We start from the raw sequence: 20,103 nt of genomic DNA, 5'->3' as shown, positions 1-20,103 counted from the left end.
GAAGCGGAAATACCCTAATTAAAAATCCAGGGAGCAAGATGCTCCCACTCCAGTCATATCAAAGAATTCGAGGAGTGCGGGCATCTTGCCCGCTTCTTAACAAATTTTCATGTCCGCTTGCGGAAACCGGACTTGATATTACTCATTCTCCATAACCTCATCTAACTGAGCCGTTTTTACCCGAAACTGTCGGGTTTGATTGCCCCGTTTCACCTGAATCGATAAAGATGTGCCTAAATCACTTTGATCGACAATGCGTTGTAATTCATCGGCCGTTTTAATCGGTTTGTTGTCAATAGAAATAATCACATCGCCACGACGTAAACCGGCTTCAGAGGCTGGGGTATTGGGAATCACTTTCATCACTAAAACCCCTTCGATTTCGGGCAAGAGTAAGGGGGCATTGGGGTCGCGATTATTTTCCTGGGCTAATTCGGGAGTCAGGTTAACAATTTGCACGCCAATGTAAGGATGGGCGACTTTTTCCCCTCTAGTGAGTTGTCCTTGAATGGCTTTGGCTTTGTTAATCGGAATGGCAAATCCAATGCCCATAGCATTAGCACGAATGGCTGTGTTAATACCAATAACTTCCCCTTGGTCATTGAGGAGGGGGCCGCCGGAATTTCCGGGGTTAATGGCGGCATCGGTTTGGATAAAGTCTACCCGTTTGTCGGGGATGCCGACTTCTGAGGAGGGGCGATTGAGGGTGCTGATAATACCGAGAGTGACGGTGTTATCTAAGCCGAGGGGATTGCCGACGGCGATCGCCCAATCTCCTACTTGCAGGCGATCGGAATCTCCCAAGGGAGCCACGGGTAATTGTTCTTGGGGGTCGTCAATTTCGACTACCGCTAAGTCCGTAACCCGATCCGTGCCTAAAACCTTGCCATCAAAGGTTCTGCCGTCTTTAAGCGTCACTTGTACTCGGTCTGCACCACTGACCACATGGGCATTAGTGAGGATAATGCCATTCGAGTCGATAATAAATCCTGACCCTTGTCCTCGTTGCAATTCTTCGCGGGGCATAGTATCAAAAAACTCTTGACCAAAAAACCGTTGAAAGAAGGGGTCAGTCATAAAGGGGTCTACATTATGGACAATGGTACGCTCGGTATCAATCCGCACGACTGCCGGCCCCACTTGATTGACAGCACTGGTGACAAAGTTGTTGGCTCCCGGTTGAGGGACTTGGAGGGCGATCGCGGAGGGTGCGGTGAAGTTGAGAAAGAGAGCGAGAAGGGAAATCGACAGTAGAAATAACAGGTTTCCTGAGCGGAATCGAAGTAAGGATTTTCTCAAAAATAAATGCATCATCACTCATGAAAATTACGGTTTACAATGTTTAGTGATAGGACAAGGGTCTGGGTGTTGGTTTTCCCTATTCCCTCTTACTCATTACCCATGACTTGATAAATTTTAACCGGTGCAGTGCGACCTTTGAGGGAGACCGATCCGATCGCCTGGGTCGGGAATTTCCCCTTGATATTTTCATAGGTTTCTTCACTAATCAGAATCCGACAGAGACCGCCATCTAAGGATTTATCATAACTTTCTAAGCGAGCAGCCACGTTGACGCTATCACCGATGGTGGTATAGTTCATCCGTTGGTTAGACCCCAGGGAACCCGCGACTACTTCCCCGGTGGCAATACCGACACGCATGGCTACAGTGGGCAGTCCAGAGGCTTTCCAAGCGCGGTTAAGCGATCGCAACTTTTTCCCCATTTCTACCGCACACTGTACTGCTAATTGGGCATCTTGGGCGATCGCCTCAGTCGTCGTACTGGGAATAGGAACCCCAAAAACCGCCATCACCGCATCCCCAATAAACTTATCTACCACTCCATCATGGCTTAAGACAATATTGACCATGGCATTCATATACTGATTTAACCAAACCATCAGGGTCTCCGGATCAATACTTTCGCTAATCGTGGTAAATCCTTGCAAGTCCGTAAACAAAACTGTGGCCGTCAGCTTGCGTCCAGTGAGCTTCCCCTCATTCAGCAGTTGGTGTCGGTCTCTCCAAACCGCTTGAGCAATTTTTGGGGTCACGTGGCGTTCAAACAATTGCATAATCGTTTTCCGGTTCGTGCGCTCCAAAAAGCCGATATAAGCTGTAATGGAAATGGCGGCCCCGAAGAGTCCCACCAAAGGAGGAACCACCGGTAACCACCACCCCAATAAAAACGCGCCATAGGTGATTAAAGTTAACCCCACACCACAGAACACCACACCGATCAGTTTCCAGCGCACGCGCAAGAAGATCCAGCCTAAGATCGCCCCCCAAGTTGACCAAAATCCGATCCAAAGACTTTCTTCAAATTCTGACCAAAACTGGATTTGGGGACGGCCATCTAAAGCGGCACTGATGATATGGCTGGCCAAATCAGCATGGATTTCAACCCCAGAACGAATACCCCCTTCTTGGAGACTATAGCCAAAGGGAGTAATAAAGCGGTCATTGAGACTGGCGGCTTTGCCACCAATGAGAACAATGCGATCGCGCATTAGATCGGGGGGGAGGCGATCGTTTAAAACATCACTAAGAGTTACCGTTTCAAACAACTCACAAGGCTGCTGGGAATCTCTACAGAACCGACTGCGAAAATTTAACATGATCTGATAGCCACCCGTATCCGCATTCACATAACCTCCATCATGGTTTTGCAGAGGCATAAAAACCGCTTTTCCCAAACCCACCTTACTTGTGGGTGGATCGAGAACCTCTAATGCAATACCTTCTTGTTGCAGATAATCTAACGCTAACCTTGTGCCTAAGCCAAAAAACGTTTTTCCTTCACTATCTCGAACCGACAACAACATCCGCCTAATTTTGCCATCCCCATCCAAAATCAAATCGGCTGCTGCAACCTGATTCAGTTGCCCTAAAATCGGTGAAGAAGCCACAGACTCACCCAGGCGATCGCCCTCCACTTTAGCGATCCCAATTAAGTTAGGTGTATTTCTCGCTAACTCCACAAACTGCTGATAACCCGGTTCTACGGGCAAATCTCGATAGATATCCAAACCAATGACCCTCGGATTTTGAGACTTTATTTTTTTGAGTAATTCAGTCAAAACTTGATCTGATAAGGGCCATTGTTTCATCTGCTGAATATCTGATTCTGTAATCCCAACAATCAGAATTCTTTCATCCACAGGTTCTAGCGGTCGCCAGCGAAAAAAAACATCCAATGCTGCCCATTCTAACAGTTGCAATCCTCCCATCATTCGCAAGATGATTACGCAAAAAGCAATGGTTGGAGCAATCAGAATAACCCCCCTCCACTCCTCTAGATTTTGTTGTATTTTTTTCCACATAAACCGCCAAAACAACAGGACTAATTCTCGCAACAGTCAATCACTGGAGTATCGATAACTAGGGGGTCAACATCCGTCATTTGGCTTTGCAAAAACTGCCGCCAAGTTTCCAACAATTTCTCATTATCTGGATGTTTTTTGAATTCTTCATACAAAAGACTTAAGGTATCAAACCAAATTCCTTCTTTAGCATAAGAGGTTATTGTATCCAGGACAGAAGACCGATCCACTTTTTGCAGCAAATTTTCATCGACACCAACTTTTTTAATCCAACCCGAAGAGGGTAAAGTAAATGAGGCTTCACCGCTAGGATTCATTTGGGGGCATTTTAGGTAAACGGCCCATTCATAATATTGGTCATCTTCTAACTTACCGTCCAAGGTAATTCTAAGGATTGCTGGTTTTGTAGGAATATCCATCACCCGCTCATCAATAATTTGCCCATTGGGATAAGGTTGATTATCTGTGACAATAAATTCGATTTGAGTGGCTACCGTGTCTGGGATATAAACAAAAAAGTCTGGGGAAGGATCAACCGTTAACCCATACTTAATCCCTTGAATGGTTTTCGGTACTAATACGGTAACCGGCATTTCTTCGGGTAAACACTTCGGGCCTCGACTGGCTCCACCTACGGTTTCACGGGGGGCCCCTTGACCCGGAGGGGGTTCAAAGTCAATTTGGATCACCTCTTCTAAAAGACGACTGGCTCCCCCTACGGTTTCATTAGGTCTACCCGCTCCAGGGGGAGGTTCAAAATTAGGGTCTGTGGGCAGTTGGGCTACTGAGACTGGACTGAACGAGAAGACCCCAGTTAAAAGGGCGGCATAGCAGCTCAGATGCATGAAGACTATCGAAAAAGTTTTAGACATGGTAACTGAATGATTCTCCCAAATATATCTCTAGAAAATGAGTCAGAGTCTCTAGACTTCAATTGCCAGAGATGGCTCCTAATACTGTTATATCTTGTTGGCCGATCGGGTAGGGGTTATCAAGCGCAGTTGAGGAGGGTGTGATATCGTTAGGTTTGGTCAGGAGTTAGACAAAGGATACTACAACAACACAATGCCGAATTACTCCCTGCTTACGAAGGTTTCTTATGTTATCGGCCCCATACTGATTATCGTTAGCCATGTGGGATCGTTAATGGTTTTACTCACTGGCTTATCATGGGGTGCGATCGCCTGGATTATTTTTTTATATCTCATCCGAATGCTGGCCACCACAGCCATTTATCATCGATTGCTTACCCACAAAAGCTATCAAGCCAATGATTTTATTCTCTGGCTAGGATGTATTGTCGGTGCATCAGCCGGACAAATGGGCCCAAGCTGGTGGAAAGCTCACCATCTCTGCCATCATCAGTATGCCGATCGCGACCTCGATCCCCATTCTCCGGTTGAACCCTATCAGGGAATACGCGGATTTTATTGGTCTCAAGGGGGATGGTTACTCTCGAAAAATTTCTTTCCCGCTAAACTCCCCAGTGATGTGGAAAATAATCTGCCCTTAAGGATACTCGATCGCCTACATTTTCTTCCCCTAGTTGCCCTCGGAGTTCTGTCCTATTTCATGGGTGGCTTAGAATACTTAGGCGCATTTTTCCTCAGTACCACTTTGCTCTTTCATGGAGTCCAAACCGTTAATTCATTCTGCCACATTACCGGTTCTGAATACTTTGAAACTGATGATTTTAGCCGTCATAATGGTTGGGTTGCCTTTCTCACATTAGGAGAAGGTTGGCATAATCTTCATCATGCCTTTCCCTCCTCAAGTCGCCATGGGATTATGCTACAGGAGAATGAAGTGGTTTATCTGCCCGATCCCACCTATAGATTTATTAAATTGCTAGAATCTCTCAAGTTAGCCTCTAAACTGAGAATTCCGAGCGAAAAAGATCTACTCAAACGGGCAAAAAAAGAGCCAGAAGTTCCCCTTTTAGTCAAAACTTAGGTGATTATCCTAGGCTAAATGAAGATCTTTTGAAAGTAATATCAAGTCCGGTTTCCGCAAGCGGACATGAAAATGAGTTCAACTAGCGGGCAAGATGCCCGCACTCCCTCAATCTGAGTGATATTACTGGAGTGGGAGCATCTTGCTCCCTACATTTTTAATTAGGGTATTTCCGCTTCGCGGACATGAATAAGCGGACTTGATATAACTAGAGATAGGGTGGGCAGCGTCCACCTTATTTCTTTTTTGGGCGTTAACTATTAATGAATTATTAATTACAGATTATTTTTTCCATAATCCAAGCTTAATCCAAGACCGATAGAGTCAGAGTGGCAAAACGCGATCGCTCAACTGGCTAACCATGACACTCCAACGCAGACAATTTTTATTATTCCTGGGAGCAACCGCGACTACCGTTGCTTGCGGTTCTTTGGGACAACAGGGAGGTTCCGCTTCTGTAACCGGAAGTTCAGCTACGGCAGTTTCCTCCCCTAAAGCTTTAGGCTTAAGGTTCCAACCCGTAAAATATCCTTGTCCCCTATCCTATGAAGGGCAAGCAATAGAGCAACAAAAGTCTTTATACAATACCTATGAAGTGGTTGATGATATTGTGCTGCCCGAAGGCTACACTTATCAGGTGATTGCTTCTTGGGGAGACAAAGTTGGAAATTCTCGCTTTGGCTATAACAATGATTATCTCTCCTTTCTGCCCACGGGGCCAGATACGGGCTTTTTAACGATTAATTTTGAATATGTGAGTGTTCCCACTTGGGAGCAAACCTATCCGATGGTGATGGGTAAATCTCTGCCCTCGAAGGTCATTCCGGCATTGGAAAAAGCGGGAGATGAGGGGATTAATGCCTTTGATTTAAATGATGAGGCTTTGAAGACTGAATTCTATAACTTTTTTAAAGAAACCTTGATCGACCAAGGAATTGGCGTGATTTCTTTGCGTCGCGAAGCCAATGGAAAATGGGTGCGAACCTATTCCCCCCAAGACCGCCGAATTACAGGGATCTCTGGCTTAGAGGATGGCAAGTATCTGCAAGCAACCGGCCCCGCAGTAGCGGTTTTCCGCAAGACGAAAGGCATGGGTTATCTAGATACCCTGGGCGATAAAATTATTGGTACATTTAATAATTGTGCTGGGGGAACCAGTCCTTGGGGTACGGTCTTTAGTGCGGAAGAGAATTACCAGGATTTTGTCCCCGAAGGGGTTTATGCTGATGGTACATCTTTGCATCCCAAGGAAAAACCGGTTAAACGAGAAGAGTTTAATGGTCAAGGTAATCCGTTTGGGTTGGCGGGGAATAAGTATGGTTGGATGGTGGAAGTCGATCCAGCCAATGGGAATGATTACGGAACTAAGCATACTTGGTTAGGGCGCTTCCGCCATGAAGCGGTGGGTATTCGGGCTGAAGCGGGTAAACCGTTGGTGGTGTATTCCGGATGCGATCGCCGGGGGGGGCATGTCTACAAGTTTGTCAGTACAGGACTGGTGCGTAATCCCCAGGATAAAGCCAACTCGCGCCTACTCAGGGATGGAATGCTCTATGCGGCTAAATTTAAGGCTGATGGAACCGGGTCTTGGATTGCTCTAAAAGCTGATACTCCGGTCAATCCTGACCTGCCAAGCGACTATCATGGGGGGATGATTCCCCTACCGAATGGCGATCGCACCCAAGGAGGATTTGAAAAAATCGAACAGGATGGGGCGATCGCCGTCTTCAAGCAAAAATTCCCCACCCTCGGCGATCTGTACCAAGGCAATACCCCAGAAGAAGTGCAAGGAGCCATCCTTATCGATGCTCACTTTGCCGCCAACGCTGCCGGAGCCACCTGTACCGCTCGCCCCGAAGATACCATGATCCGTCCTGGAGATGGAGCATTGTTTATGACCTTCACCTCCGGCAGTCCCGGTGGAGATGGCGGGGCCCATAAAGCAGTCTTCTCTAACTCCAAAGGGGAAAGCCACGAACACGGCTGGATCATGCGTCTGGAAGAAACCGGTAACGATCCCGCCTCCATGACCTTCCGGTGGCAAAATCTAGCCATGGGTGGAGAAGCAACCGAGGGGGGAATGGGCTTTTCTAACCCCGATAACCTAGAATTTGATGCGGCAGGCAATCTCTGGATGGTTACCGATATGTCTACCTCCAAGCACAATAACCCCGTGCCTGCTGGACGAGTCGATTCACAACGCAACTTTATCAGTCAATCCAGTTTGCGAGGTATTTTCGGCAACAATTCCATGTGGTATATTCCCCTCTCTGGAGATCATGCAGGAGAAGCCTATCCCTTTGCCCTCTCTCCCATGGAAACGGAATCCACCGGCCCATTTTTCACAGCCGATCAGAAAACCCTATTTCTGTCGATTCAACATCCTGGGGAACTCTATGGAATGCGGCAAAATATGGCATCAGAAACCCGTGAATTTTCCATGATGACGACTGATGGTCAAGAGTTCATGCAAAAGCGCATAGTACCTCTGGGTTCCAACTGGCCGGGTAAAGGGCCCAATGACCCCCCTAAACCCTCTGTCGTGGCGATACATCGGGTCGATCGTCAACCCCTGGTTTAACTCCAGTTTCCCTCTTATCCTTGATTTTCTCGCTCATCTCCCTCTGGTTTTACTGGGGGGAGATTTTTGGCGAAATCGCTTTTTAATTTTTAATTTTTAATTGATGCAGGGAATCTAACCGATCCAGAACTTCCAAGCCACTGCCTACATCACCCTGCATTGCCAAAGCGTGGAATCTGGTCTGAGCATCAAATTCAGCCAGTGCCAGGGTTGAGAGTTCTTCCATGAGTTTATTTACACTGATTCCACGAGACTGAGCCATTGCTTTCAGGCGAGAATGCTTATCATCAGGTAAACGGATGGTTAATGTTGCCATATTTGACTTACTCCGTAATCAATTCTTCGGGTGTGAGGACAGAGATTTGGGGAAAGAGAAGTTCCGCTCTCTGGAAATCCCTAATATTTTGGGTAACAATTGCTTCTGCATTGCCCGCGATCGCCAATTCAATCAGATGGTTATCTGCTTCATCAGTCAAGTTTGGCCGCCACAAGTAATAAATCTGAACCCACTGACTGACTGACATGAAGGCGGCAAGCAGGGTTTCGACATCAGTTCTGGGTAGCGGACAGCGTGCCATAACCTCCGATCTGCTTAAAATTGACTCATACTCCAGAAACAATGCTGTTCCTATAAGCGGCTGATACTTCCCTTGCAAGCAGGCACGAAGCAAAGCGCGACTGGCTCCGGTGGGACTAATTAAGGCACTGACAAAAATGTTGGTGTCAATAACCAGTTTGCTAGACATGAGTCGATGATAGCATATACGCTATCTCTCTAGGGTGTAGGGAATGGATGGACAAATTCTTGCTATCTTATGAGTTATAGATCAAAATTCCCCGATGAGGGTTATCTATTCCATAATATTTCTGATATAAACTCAAATGCACTTAGAATTTAAACTGAGCGATCGCCATAAGCGCGTTTTACAAGCAACGGTTAATCATTATGTGGCCACCGCCGAACCGGTTGGTTCAAAAGTTTTGGTTGAAGAATATAATTTTTCTGTGAGTACGGCTACCATTCGGTCTTGTTTAAGTTATTTAGATAAATCGGGGCTACTTTATCAACCCCATACTTCCGCCGGTCGCGTGCCTTCTGACTCCGGATATCGCTGGTATGTAGACCATTTGATGACCCCCAATGTTAAGACCGGGAAACAGGTAGAAAGCTTGCTACAAGAAAAGCTCAATTGGCAATGGAGTTTAGAATCGCTTTTTAAGTCAGCCGCGCAGATTTTGTCGAGTTTAAGCGGTTATATTACCTTGATTACCATGCCCCAGGCGCAAAATTCCCGCTTGCATCATTTGCAATTGGTGGCAGTGGATAGCAGCCGCGCCATGTTGATTTTAGTGACGGATAATTACCAAACCCATTCAACCTTAATTGATTTACCGAAGATGGGAGAAGAGGAAAGCGAAACGATAGAACAGGTATCAAGGGAATTGCAAGTTATCTCTAATTTCCTCAACCATAATTTGAAAGGACGGTTGCTAACCGAGTTAGAACATTTAGATTGGACAGAGTTAGATAGTGAGTTTGAGCGCTATGGAGAACAGCTTACCCAGGTTTTAAAGCAGTTTCAACAGCGCCATGCTGCTTCGGTTTATACGGATATTTGGATTAGTGGGGTCGCGGAATTGTTGCGCCAACCGGAGTTTTCCCAATTGCAACAGGTGCAAACTTTAATTCATTTGCTCGAAGAAGAACCCACCCAATTACTCCCCCTGATTTTCCAAGTTCCGGAGCAGGAAAAAGAGAGCAGTCGGGTACAGGTTTGGATCGGTTCAGAAAATCCTTTAGAACCGATGCAAAGTTGCGCTCTGGTGACTTCTTCCTATTTTCGCGGTTCGGTTCCCATGGGGAGTGTGGGGGTTTTGGGGCCGACGCGGATGATGTATGAAAATGCGATCGCCGTGGTGGAAGCCACGGCTGCTTATCTCTCAGAGGCTCTGAGTTAGCCGGTTTTAGTCGGGATCTTTGGATTTGGCATCGCTTTCGGTGCGGGGAGCGGTGAGAATTTCCCAAGCTGCCTTAGCTGCATCTGACAGGCGATCGCCGAGTTCCTGAGCTTGCTTAAGAATGCTCTCCCAATTTTTCTCCGCATCTTTTTGCAGGATTTTGAGAGAATTCTCAATGCGCTCCGGATCGAATAGATTTTCTTCTTCTAAGCTGGCTTTAGCTTTCTTGACAGAACTGAGATAGGTTTCCAGGGTATAGTTTCTGGCTTTATGAATTTCTGATTGGGCCCTGGTTTTCATGGCCTCAATCAACGCCATAGTTTCATTTTTTACTTGTTCTGTGGCATCTTTTAGTCCCTCATCTTCTTCCACCATGGCCTTGGTTTCGGGGCTAACTTCTACTAGGCTAGATTCTTTAGGTGTATCAGTTTCGCTCATGATTAGATAACCTCATATGGATATTCACCCCGATTGTAATGGAGTGGTCAAATTTTTGCACAGTGATAGAAATACGAGTTTATTCTAACGGCAGATCGGCGATCGGCTAAGGCGGTAAACTCTCCATTCTCGGTACGGTTGACTCGCCTTTCAATGAGACTCAAACAAATTTCAAGCCTAAATGAGCTTTGTGGCGGGAACACATACCTCTGAGTTTTAGCGGATCTCCAACTCACCTTGCTCTCACCTATTATTCACCTATTCTGTAAGTTACGTTCAAACAATTCGGATTTTTCCGTAATCGTACCAAAATATACTCAAGCTCTTCTCGGTCTCTAATCCAAAAATATAAGGGAATAATCGCTGTACCCGATTGAGGCTTTTTGTCTAATGATTTTAAATTTTCGATGTTAATATTGAGTTCCTTAAAGATGCCTAAAATCTCATGTAATACACCAGGTTGATCAATGACTTCAACCTCAATCCAAGTTTCCCATTTTAGATTAGTAATTTTTTGTTCACTTGGCATTTTTTCTGCTTGTGGGCATTGCCGTGCATGAATAGCAACATCTCTATTTCCCCTACGAGCTACAATACCAATAATGGGTTCACCAGGTAAAGGATGACAACAACCTGCAAAATGATAGGGTATTCCTTCAATGCCTACAATGGTTAGTTTTTTTTGAGAGGAAGCTTCTTTCTCTTTAACGTTTGACTGATCTTTATGAGGAGTTTGAGAGTCATCTTGGAGGCGATTAATAACATCGGTGGTAGAAATATCTCCATATCCCAAGGCTACCAATAAATCATCAACACTGTGATAATTAAGTCGTGTTACTATAGCCTGCATTTTGTCAGACTCTAAGAGAGAATCTAAGCCCTCTTTACCCAATTCTTTTTGTAGCTTTTCTCGTCCGTTATCAATATGTTGCTTTCTATGTTCTTTTTTATGCCACCTCTTGATTCTGTGTTTAGCTGTAGGAGTAATTACAAATTCGAGCCAATCTAGACTAGGATGAGAATTTTTATTTGTGATGATTTCAACAATATCACCATTTTGAAGACCCGTATCAAGCTTAACCATCTTCCCATTCACTTTAGCTCCAGTACAATGGTTTCCTACTTCCTCATGAATTGTATAGGCAAAATCTACCGGAGTAACGGGTTGCAATTCTTGTTGATCTTGCTTATCAACCCCTTTCAAAATCTTTTTCACATCTTTTTTAGGAGTGATCACATAAATATAATTATCATTACCACTATTTTTATTGGTCAACTCTTGTATGATTTCAGCTTTTTCTTGTAAGGATATTTGAGGGTTTTCTATCCTAGCTTCTCGAACAGAATTAACTAATATCACGCCGTCAATTTTACCTATTTTCTCAATCAATGCGTAAATTTCTGATTCTATATCCCCTGGCTGATATTTAGAAGTCTTTGTTCTTTTTCCTAACATTTCAAGCAGTAAAATAATTTGATTTACTCCGACTCGATCTACATCTACACTGCCTAGTTCTAATTTTCCTTCTTCAAACAGATTACCAATACTTTGAACCGATTGAGATTCACATTGTACTGATAAATGTACTCGTTTTCGATGGGCCCATTGATAATTCTGCTGTGATGAAGGATTGCTATAATGACTGGGATCTTTATAATACCGATGAGCTACTTTCCCTAGACCTAATACACTAATCCCAAATTCTGCGGCTAAATGCATTCTTTCGGTGCGGATTTGAAATTCTACAATCATTTGGCCATATCTAATATTGATATGAATAGATTGATATCCAGTAGATGTTTTGGGATTTTCAATAAAATTTCGTATCGGGTTGTGGAGGATACCTTCTCCTTCTATAACCTCTCCCATATTTTGCACTACGCTGAGTGCTGTGTAACAATCTTCTTCAGTTTCAGTAATAATTCGGACTCCGACAATATCTAAGATTTGATCTAACTTTAAAGATACTTGTCGTGCTTGCTCTTTCTTATAAATACTGTAAACACTTTTTATTCTCGTTTGAATTTCTTCTAACTGAACTCTAGCATCTCCGAGTTCATCTTCAAGTTCTATCTTTAAATTTTCTAAAAATATATCGGGATCAGGTAAATTCTCATTCAGTCTTTCTTGGATTCTTTCATATTCATCTGGTTTCCAAACTTTAAACGCCGAGTCTTCAGTTTCTTCTCGCAACTGATTTAAGCCAAATCGCATAGCTAACGGACACAGAATTTCTACAGCATATTCTGCTATTAATTTTAAGGTTGAACTAGAAACTATATCTTGATTGTTCCTTTGCATTAGATATTGCAAATTCAGTAGTTCAATTTTAATGATCTCCTGAGCAATAAATTTGTTTTTTAGTAATCCATAAGCATTATCAAGATTAATTTCATCGTTGCACCAATTTTTAACCAAAAGTTGCCATAGTGTTTTTTTAGTTTCTATTTCTAGACGATAAATAATTAAACTTTTCTTTGGCTGCTTTTGTTCATTTTCGGTTGTCTCTTGTTCATTTTTGGAACCTCGATTAATTTTACTTTTTGAAGATTCGTTCTGGTTGGATTGAGAATTTGAACTGTTCGAGGTTCCCTTTTCTAAATTCGATATAGCCTGATCGTAATATTTCCAAACTGAATCAATCAATAATTGAATATTTTCATTTCCTATAACTTCTGTATTATTCTTACCTGCAAAATTTTGTAACCAAGTATACCAAGTATGTTGTTCTAATAATGCTTGTGTTTCAAAACAAATAGCTTGAATTAAATTTGAATCAATCTCAGAAGCCGATTCTAGTGCCAATTGATTATAATTCAGAGCTTGCTGCAAATCAGTCCACATTGTACAGCGAGATAAATAGGTAAGAGTCAAAATTTCATCATAGGCCATGTTATATTGTCTGAATAAATTCAGACAATCTTGGAGATAATCATTTGCTTTGTTGATATCTGCCATTGCTAGGTAAGTCCGCCCCAAACTAAATCTTACTCTTGCTTCGCTATCAAGAACTTTAAACGATTTAAAATTACTAGCAGATTCTTCATAGCTTTTTAAGGCGGCTTCATACTCACCTTGACTATATTCAAGATCGCCTTTTACCCATAATTTAGATCCATTCAAACCAATATATTTTCGCTCAATATCTTTTGAATTGTTGGGATTGATTAATTTTTGACACTCTCCAATAAATTCTTGTGCTTGATTAAACGTATTTTCCCTCTTTAGTAATTCAATTTTAGCGAGATTTTTATATGACTTAATCAATCCATAAGTGTCTGGATTCATATTCTTACAGCCTTTTTTAATGCCCAGCGATTTATTATAATTTTTTTCGGCTGTAGTAAAGTCTCCTTGAAGAGCATAAATATCAGCTAAATAATCATAATCACGAGCCAATCCATGTTCATCCTGAATTGTTTTTTTGATTTCAATAGCTTTGTTTAAATTTTCAATAGCCGTTAAAAATTTCCCTTGAAATGTTTGGCAAATACCTATACGTGACAACGCTTTAGATTGATGATAAACATCTTTCAATTTTTTAAAAGATTCGGCACTTTCTACAAAGTATCGTTCAGCTTCTAAATAATTACTCCAATGACGTTCAATGCTGCCTTTTCGGTATACAATCAATGCCAAGCCCAATTGATCGTTAAGCATTCTAGCCAATTTTTCAGCATTATTAGAATCTTCAGTTGCCTTTTCCTTGTCACCCATATCTATATAGCAACCAATCTTTTTCCCTAAAGCCCGAATTTGCATCGGAATATCTTGTCCTTCCTCTGCTATATCTAAAACTTGCTGTAATGCTTGTAAAGCAAGTTCTGGTTCTTGCTTCAAAGCACGCATTTTGCCTACATAAAATAAAGCAACAGATCTCCCCAGCGCATTCTGTTGCTGCTTAAAAATATCATGAGATTGTTGAAATAGGAGTTCAGCCTCTTCAGGGCTAAATTTTTTCTCTAATTTTCTGCCTTTCTCTAATAAGAGCCAAGGTTTATTCTCACTCACTTCCTTTGGAAGATTTAATAACCAGGAGGTTAACCCTGGTAACCGTTCTGAAGGTAGCCTTTCTTTTTCATGGATGCGACTCACTAGATTATTAATGACTTGTGCTGCACTTTCCTGGTCATCATTTTTGAGCCAGTGATCGTAGGATTGGAGATAAGTAGTACGATCTAAGCTCTCTAAAGGACTCTGTTTAGCCGTATCCCAATAGTATTGAGCAGCTTGTTGATGTAACAATTGAGTTTCATCTTCAGGTAACTCTTTACGCCAAAACTGGGCAATCAGTTGATGCATTTGAAAGTAATCACTATCCATTGGAGAAAGTAATCGGCGACGTATTAAAGACTGACTTACTCTTTTAGGGATATCTAAATATTCCCAGGCAGAAGCCTTAACCGGAGTCTCAAATACCGAGAGTTTTCTAAACGCATGTTGTTCTTCTTCCGTTAAAACATCTTTGATTTTTTTCAGCAATCGTGTGGTTAATTCTTGTCTATCTTCCTGGTCATATTGGACTATATTATCTAGAGCATCTTGCATAGATACTCCGTCTCTAAAAACCCATTCAAGAATGAGATCAATAGCTAAAGGATGACCGCCTGTTACTTGAACAACAGCCTCTATATTTTTTTTAGAGCATTGTCCTTGAACTTGACATCCATGTTGTTTGATGTAATTGACAACCTCTTCCTTCTCAAATCCTTTGATTTGCCTATGTGTAATGTTTCGTCCTAAAACTGAATGTGTAACTAGGATAAGTTTGCTTTGAGATTGTTTGTGACTAAAGCGTTGAATAAAAAATTCAAAATCGTTTAAGCTATTTTGACGTACTCTTTGGAATCCATCAAAAACAAACAGAAAATCTTTTTTAGTTTTTCCCAGAAAATTAACAAGCCTATCAATCTTACTCTGGTTATTAATCTTATTTTCTTCGTAAGTTGTATTAAATCCCAACTCATTATTTTCTTTTAAAAAATCATTGACTTGTAACAAAAAATCCTCAATGGTGAACTCTTCTGGATATTCGTCTATCCAACATACTTGATAATCAGTGCTTAGTTGCTTGGCAAGCTCGGCAGTTAACCAAGTTTTCCCTACCCCTGACTCACCCCACATCACAACGACACGATTGTTATGAACATCTGTTTTAAGCTCTTCTAACTCTTTGCGTCTACCATAGAATTTTTCATAATCCGGTGGCCCAAATGAGGATTCTTGATTATTGCTTTGCTTTTTAGCCTCCATTAGGGTAATCTGTCCACCCGAAAACTTGGATACTGGCTTCTGTTGTGCTGCTCCTAACTTTTTGGTATATTCATGAAGTTGACTTCCCAAAGTCAAACTGGTTACTGTTTGGCCTGTTGCTTGTGCCTCCTCAAGTAAATGTAATAATGCCTTGCTCAATTCTCCATGCTTTCCTTCAGAATCCTCACGGGCTAACTCAAACGAATGGCAGGCTGTCACAAAAAAACGATCTCTATCTATCTCTAGATTAGGCCGTTTAATATTGCAGAATTGGCCACTAAAGCAGCAATCTAGCCACACAATTTGCTGTCTTACAGGGCTATGATCGAGGCGTTCGCGTAACCACTCTAGGGAAATTCCCCACCGATCTCGATCTGGATACACATCGCTGGTTGCTAAAAAGACCTCGACCTCTTCTGAGCTAGGTTTCCGCAATCCGTGACCAGCAAAAAACAGGAGTGCTGTATCAGGCATTTCTCCTGGAGGGGGGTTGAAGAGAGCTTCAATAGCCTCTTTTAAGTCTTCTGCTCTCCAAACTCTAGCTGGACGGGGGTCTACTTGATAAGGGTTGATGGTGCATGGAAATCGTTTTACATCAAAATTTCCATGGTTTTCCAACCATTGAGCGATCGCTTCCGCATCTGTGGCAGGTGTAGAGAGGTCTTTGCGTTGGTTACGGTTATCCCTTAACAGAGGATAGCGATTAATCCCAATTACCAGAGCTTTGCGCTTCATCATTGCTGAAACGAGTACAATCAGAATAGGTATACTCTAAGCATAAATTCACTATCTGGGTCATGGCTACTTCTGTTAAAAATACTTTACGTGCCCTACTCTTAGCTCTCTTCAAATATGAAGAAAACCTAAAGCCTGAAGAATGTGCTGCTTTAGCAGATATCTCGGAAACACTCATGTATGTATCTGAGTGCGATGTAGATTCTGATGTAGATCCTTGGGTTCTTATTGAGCAAGATATAGAAACATTTATGACAGGAAATTCGACATTACAGGAGTTATATCAAGAATCTATAACTCAGCTTGAGAATTGCTATGAAATCCTCCCATGGCCAACTTTAGCGGCAGTTGAACAAGCCATCCCTTCTGAGAGTAATGAACCTAAAAACTTTAGTCATTTTAGCGATTTAGCAAGGACAAAGCCCTCTGCCGTTCAACACGATCGTTCAACCCAAGAACTGATCAATTCTTCGCTGAAAATTTTAGATACTCCTCATCCAGAGCAGAGTGTTAAGAAGCTTTCTAGATTACAAAAAGTATTGAATTATTTCAAGAGCCGTTATAAATAAACAATGGGAGATTAATCGTGTTATCATTTGGCAACATTATTTATCCTACACTTGATTTATATTTGTACGATCTTCGCAATGGTTTAGGAGAAGATTTATCTGAAATACAGGATAATCGAAATTTATTCCAAGCCAAGCTTCCTGAGAAGCTGCATACAATATTATTCAATAAAGATACTGCTTTTGAAGCTAAATATGATCCTTTATTAGACCCACCAATTTCAAAATTTGGAGGAAATGATGGTTACATTGAACGATGCTATTATCCGGTGCGTCTTAGTGACACTTATGGATTGTTGTTCAATTGCTCTTCTACCAATCAAACTGATCCACTTCCTGTCAATTTTGTGAAAACGCTCAAAGACTATATTGAACGAGAATTAAAGGGTCAAGCTGCTACATTAGGACAAACTTGGATGATTTCAGGTGAACTACCAAACGAAAGTAATCAAAGTCCGAGAGAGCTTGCCAAATTATGCTATTCATATCTCATCCCCAATGGTAACTGGGATGAAGATTTATCCAAAGGTGGAGAAGGACGCTTACATGGCGGTTATGTTTTTGAACTTTGGAATTATGAATTAACAATGCCAGAACGTTCAATTAATCTAAAAACTGAGAAGCCACCACTTCTTACACAAATACAAAAAAATATCCACGTTATAATTGCCTTATACCCAGATAAAAAATCTGCTAAAAAAGCAGTGACTTATGTGACAGATTGGATGACTTTGTTTTCATATCGCTCAAAAATAATGTGGTCTTATGGGCAGAGTCGATACCTTAAAGAATTGATTAATCAAGACTTTATTTGTATTAACCAAAGTATACAAGAGATGGAATTGGCTAGTAGAAAAAAGGTTGACCTCAAAAAAATACAATCAATTTTAGGGCAAGCTCAACGGACTCAATCCATGTATACTATGCACGGAGCTAAATTCCAGTATCAAATCAAGACTATAGAAGTAAACTTGAAAAATTATAATAAAAGGCTGCATACAATTCGACAACAATTACTTAACAATACCCCTTCACTGATTTTCCTGCCAACACATGCTAACAATAATTGTACAGATTTGAATTTTTTAGATAAATTTTCTAAAATTGTCCAAGAACAGTACCTAGTACAAACACAGGTGGATTATGATAATTTTACTCCAGGAAGTCAACTCCTCGAAGGATTGATGAACTCTATTGAATCTTTGCGTGTTCTGGTAGAAACCGATCAAGCACAGCGCGATCGCGCATTTCAACATCAAGTTGCGATTTGGGGAACTGCATTAGCTGTTGGCTCAATCGTTGCTTCTGTTTCAGAACAATTTCCTATTGTTGTTGTACCCACTGTTGCTGCTACTGAGGAAAATGATGCTAAACAACATTTACTCAGTCCATATTTATTAGATATGGGTGTTACAGATCCTTGGCTCACTCCAGCAATTTCTACAGTCATGACGATCCTAACAACAGCGATCGTTGCTCTATTTATTCGAGGAATGCTTTATTTGTTTGATCGGCAATAATGATTAATTTGCTACAGAATTCGCTTCAGCCTAGGCAGCCTCAACTCCCTTTACAGTCTACCAATTGACAAAAACCGGATTTCAGGATAATCTAGCTCGTCAGGTTATTCCGAAAATAAATAACGGTAATGTTCAAGAAAATAGCAGCGATCGCCGCCAGCTTCGGTATCCTTTTAACAACGGCTGGAGCCAGTCCAGCCCAAGAAATTCTCGAAGAAATTAGAAATACCGGAACCTTAAAAGTCGGCATTCGTAAAGATGCCGCTCCTTTTGGCTATATGGAATCTGGAGAATGGAAAGGACTATGCTTACAGATGATGGAGTCTTTCACTGAGGAGCTAGAACAAGAATTAGACCGCACCATTGAACTCCAAATGGTTGAATCTACCCTCAATGAATCTTCCCCCAATGGTCGCTATCGCAGCGTCAGAGATGGACTCACTCATTTAGAATGTGGCCCCAATACAATTAGCACCAGTCCCCCCCAAGGAACCCAGTATTCGTTCAGATTTTTCATCACCGGAACCTATTTTTTAATGCGTCCTCAAACTCGCATTTTATTCAAACCTTCGGGATTTCTAGAAGGCTTAGATATTGGGGTCTTAGATAATACTTTGACGCGCCAATTTATCGAAAGTCGCTATCAACTGGCTACGGCTGTTCCTTATACCGGAAATCAAGGTAGGCAACAAGCGGTTCGCGATGCCATGTCCGCAACCATTGATGCTTTTGCGAGTGATGGGATTTTGTTAGTCGGAGAAGCCGAAAGACAAGGGTTATCCTATGGACAATATAGCCTCTTACCCGATCAACCCTTGACCTGTATTGGCTATGGGATGATTTTGCCCTCCCATGATGAGGAATGGAGACAAAGGGTTAATCGGTTTATTGCCGCAGGAGATTCCAGAAATATTATTACCGATCTGCTGACCAATTTAGTTGGGGTTACTTCTCCTTATATTGATGTGACGATCGCCGCCATGGATAAGTGTAGTTAAGCTAGAGAATGTCTTTATATTCCTATCCTCCCCTATTTCCGGGTATCCTCAAACGTCGCTATAAACGGTTTTTAGCCGATATTGAGTTGGAAACAGGGGAGTTAATTACGGCCCATTGTCCCAACACGGGGCCCATGACGGATGTGTGTGAAATTGGCGCTCCGGTGCAAGTGTCTTATCATGATAATCCCAAGCGTAAGTTGGCTTACACTTGGGAAATGATTCAATTACAGAAACCGGAACCAATTTGGGTGGGGGTGAATACAAGCTTGCCGAATCGGGTGATTAAATTAGCTCTGGAGCAGCGCATTTTTCCCGAATTAAAAGATTATGAAAGCCTAAAAACTGAAGTCGTTTATGGTCAAGATCGGCGCAGTCGAGTGGATTTTGTGCTGACTGGAGATCCGCCGATTTATGTGGAAGTTAAGAATACGACTTGGGCAAAAAATGGGTTGGCTTTATTTCCCGATACCGTCACCGATCGCGGTCAAAAGCATTTACGGGAGTTGATGGAACTGCCCCCAAAAGCCAGAGCGGTGATGCTCTATTTCATCAATCGCGCCGATTGTGAGCAGTTTTCCCCTGGAGACTGTGCCGATCGCGTCTATGGGGAGCTGTTGCGTCAGGCGATCGCCAAAGGAGTGGAAATTCTCCCCTGTCGCTTTTCCGTCACTCCAGAAGGGATCGAGTATCTGGGTTTAGCCGAACTTTGTATTGATCGAGGATGTTAATAATCCAACAACAGAGCCTTGGCGTATTATCACTGTTTATTT

General features: G+C 42.3%; 14 protein-coding genes. 7 read left to right on the top strand and 7 right to left on the bottom strand.

Annotated features, from left to right (window positions below):
* Positions 1-138: 138 nt before the first annotated feature.
* The 3 genes from PMG71_RS04615 to PMG71_RS04605 form a co-directional block, all read right to left on the bottom strand.
* Complete coding sequence (locus PMG71_RS04615) at positions 139-1,314, bottom strand: HhoA/HhoB/HtrA family serine endopeptidase (RefSeq protein ID WP_283752471.1); 1,176 nt, start codon at positions 1,312-1,314, stop codon at positions 139-141.
* Between the two features lie 74 nt (positions 1,315-1,388).
* Positions 1,389-3,356, bottom strand: a complete 1,968-nt coding sequence (locus PMG71_RS04610; protein WP_283752470.1) for a CHASE2 domain-containing protein — start codon at positions 3,354-3,356, stop codon at positions 1,389-1,391.
* Positions 3,344-4,195: a DUF928 domain-containing protein gene (locus PMG71_RS04605; RefSeq protein WP_283752469.1), complete on the bottom strand. Its 852-nt coding sequence runs from the start codon at positions 4,193-4,195 to the stop codon at positions 3,344-3,346. The genes PMG71_RS04610 and PMG71_RS04605 overlap by 13 nt, the downstream gene beginning before the upstream one ends.
* Positions 4,196-4,388: 193 nt before the next feature.
* Between PMG71_RS04605 and PMG71_RS04600 the strand changes: the two genes are divergently transcribed.
* Positions 4,389-5,276 (top strand): acyl-CoA desaturase, encoded by an 888-nt coding sequence (locus PMG71_RS04600; RefSeq protein WP_283752468.1) that lies wholly within the window; start codon positions 4,389-4,391, stop codon positions 5,274-5,276.
* 361 nt (positions 5,277-5,637) lie between these two features.
* A complete protein-coding gene (locus tag PMG71_RS04595) occupies positions 5,638-7,857 on the top strand; it encodes a PhoX family protein (RefSeq protein WP_283752467.1) in 2,220 nt (739 codons plus the stop codon).
* Positions 7,858-7,939: 82 nt separating this feature from the next.
* On the opposite strand, the gene PMG71_RS04590 is transcribed toward PMG71_RS04595, so the two are convergent.
* Complete coding sequence (locus PMG71_RS04590; RefSeq protein WP_283752466.1) at positions 7,940-8,173, bottom strand: toxin-antitoxin system HicB family antitoxin; 234 nt, start codon at positions 8,171-8,173, stop codon at positions 7,940-7,942.
* A 7-nt stretch (positions 8,174-8,180) separates the two neighbouring features.
* Entirely contained in the window at positions 8,181-8,603 is a 423-nt protein-coding gene (locus PMG71_RS04585; RefSeq protein ID WP_283752465.1) for a putative toxin-antitoxin system toxin component, PIN family, read from the bottom strand.
* A 136-nt stretch (positions 8,604-8,739) separates the two neighbouring features.
* On the opposite strand from PMG71_RS04585, the gene hrcA reads away from it, so the two are divergent.
* Positions 8,740-9,816, top strand: coding sequence for a heat-inducible transcriptional repressor HrcA (gene hrcA, locus PMG71_RS04580; protein WP_283752464.1), 1,077 nt, complete (start codon positions 8,740-8,742; stop codon positions 9,814-9,816).
* A 6-nt stretch (positions 9,817-9,822) separates the two neighbouring features.
* Here the strand turns inward: hrcA and PMG71_RS04575 are convergent, their stop codons facing one another.
* Together PMG71_RS04575 and PMG71_RS04570 are read right to left on the bottom strand one after the other, a co-directional pair.
* A complete protein-coding gene (locus tag PMG71_RS04575; RefSeq protein WP_283752463.1) occupies positions 9,823-10,254 on the bottom strand; it encodes a hypothetical protein in 432 nt (143 codons plus the stop codon).
* Positions 10,255-10,504: 250 nt separating this feature from the next.
* On the bottom strand, positions 10,505-16,246 hold the full coding sequence (locus PMG71_RS04570; RefSeq protein WP_283752462.1) for a tetratricopeptide repeat protein: 5,742 nt from the start codon (positions 16,244-16,246) through the stop codon (positions 10,505-10,507).
* A 59-nt stretch (positions 16,247-16,305) separates the two neighbouring features.
* Here PMG71_RS04570 and PMG71_RS04565 point away from each other — a divergent pair, with 59 nt between their 5' ends.
* From PMG71_RS04565 to sfsA, 4 genes are all read left to right on the top strand, one after another.
* Complete coding sequence (locus tag PMG71_RS04565; protein WP_283752461.1) at positions 16,306-16,812, top strand: hypothetical protein; 507 nt, start codon at positions 16,306-16,308, stop codon at positions 16,810-16,812.
* 17 nt (positions 16,813-16,829) lie between these two features.
* Entirely contained in the window at positions 16,830-18,332 is a 1,503-nt protein-coding gene (locus PMG71_RS04560; protein WP_283752460.1) for a hypothetical protein, read from the top strand.
* A 128-nt stretch (positions 18,333-18,460) separates the two neighbouring features.
* Positions 18,461-19,330, top strand: coding sequence for a type 2 periplasmic-binding domain-containing protein (locus PMG71_RS04555; RefSeq protein ID WP_283752459.1), 870 nt, complete (start codon positions 18,461-18,463; stop codon positions 19,328-19,330).
* Positions 19,331-19,338: 8 nt separating this feature from the next.
* The gene (sfsA, locus tag PMG71_RS04550) at positions 19,339-20,061 is read left to right on the top strand and encodes a DNA/RNA nuclease SfsA (protein WP_283752458.1); all 723 of its coding nucleotides are present in this window, start codon (positions 19,339-19,341) and stop codon (positions 20,059-20,061) included.
* Positions 20,062-20,103: the final 42 nt, after the last annotated feature.

It is taken from the genome of Roseofilum acuticapitatum BLCC-M154 (assembly GCF_030068475.1).
GTDB lineage: Bacteria > Cyanobacteriota > Cyanobacteriia > Cyanobacteriales > Desertifilaceae > Roseofilum > Roseofilum acuticapitatum.
This window is presented reverse-complemented; position numbering and strand designations above follow the sequence as displayed.

Coding starts and splice junctions, on each gene's coding strand:
- PMG71_RS04615 (WP_283752471.1), bottom strand. CDS start 1,314: ATGATGCATTTATTTTTGAGAAAATCCTTACTTCGATTCCGCTCAGGA.
- PMG71_RS04605 (WP_283752469.1), bottom strand. CDS start 4,195: ATGTCTAAAACTTTTTCGATAGTCTTCATGCATCTGAGCTGCTATGCC.
- PMG71_RS04600 (WP_283752468.1), top strand. CDS start 4,389: ATGCCGAATTACTCCCTGCTTACGAAGGTTTCTTATGTTATCGGCCCC.
- PMG71_RS04595 (WP_283752467.1), top strand. CDS start 5,638: ATGACACTCCAACGCAGACAATTTTTATTATTCCTGGGAGCAACCGCG.
- PMG71_RS04590 (WP_283752466.1), bottom strand. CDS start 8,173: ATGGCAACATTAACCATCCGTTTACCTGATGATAAGCATTCTCGCCTG.
- PMG71_RS04585 (WP_283752465.1), bottom strand. CDS start 8,603: ATGTCTAGCAAACTGGTTATTGACACCAACATTTTTGTCAGTGCCTTA.
- hrcA (WP_283752464.1), top strand. CDS start 8,740: ATGCACTTAGAATTTAAACTGAGCGATCGCCATAAGCGCGTTTTACAA.
- PMG71_RS04575 (WP_283752463.1), bottom strand. CDS start 10,254: ATGAGCGAAACTGATACACCTAAAGAATCTAGCCTAGTAGAAGTTAGC.
- PMG71_RS04570 (WP_283752462.1), bottom strand. CDS start 16,246: ATGATGAAGCGCAAAGCTCTGGTAATTGGGATTAATCGCTATCCTCTG.
- PMG71_RS04565 (WP_283752461.1), top strand. CDS start 16,306: ATGGCTACTTCTGTTAAAAATACTTTACGTGCCCTACTCTTAGCTCTC.
- PMG71_RS04555 (WP_283752459.1), top strand. CDS start 18,461: ATGTTCAAGAAAATAGCAGCGATCGCCGCCAGCTTCGGTATCCTTTTA.
- sfsA (WP_283752458.1), top strand. CDS start 19,339: ATGTCTTTATATTCCTATCCTCCCCTATTTCCGGGTATCCTCAAACGT.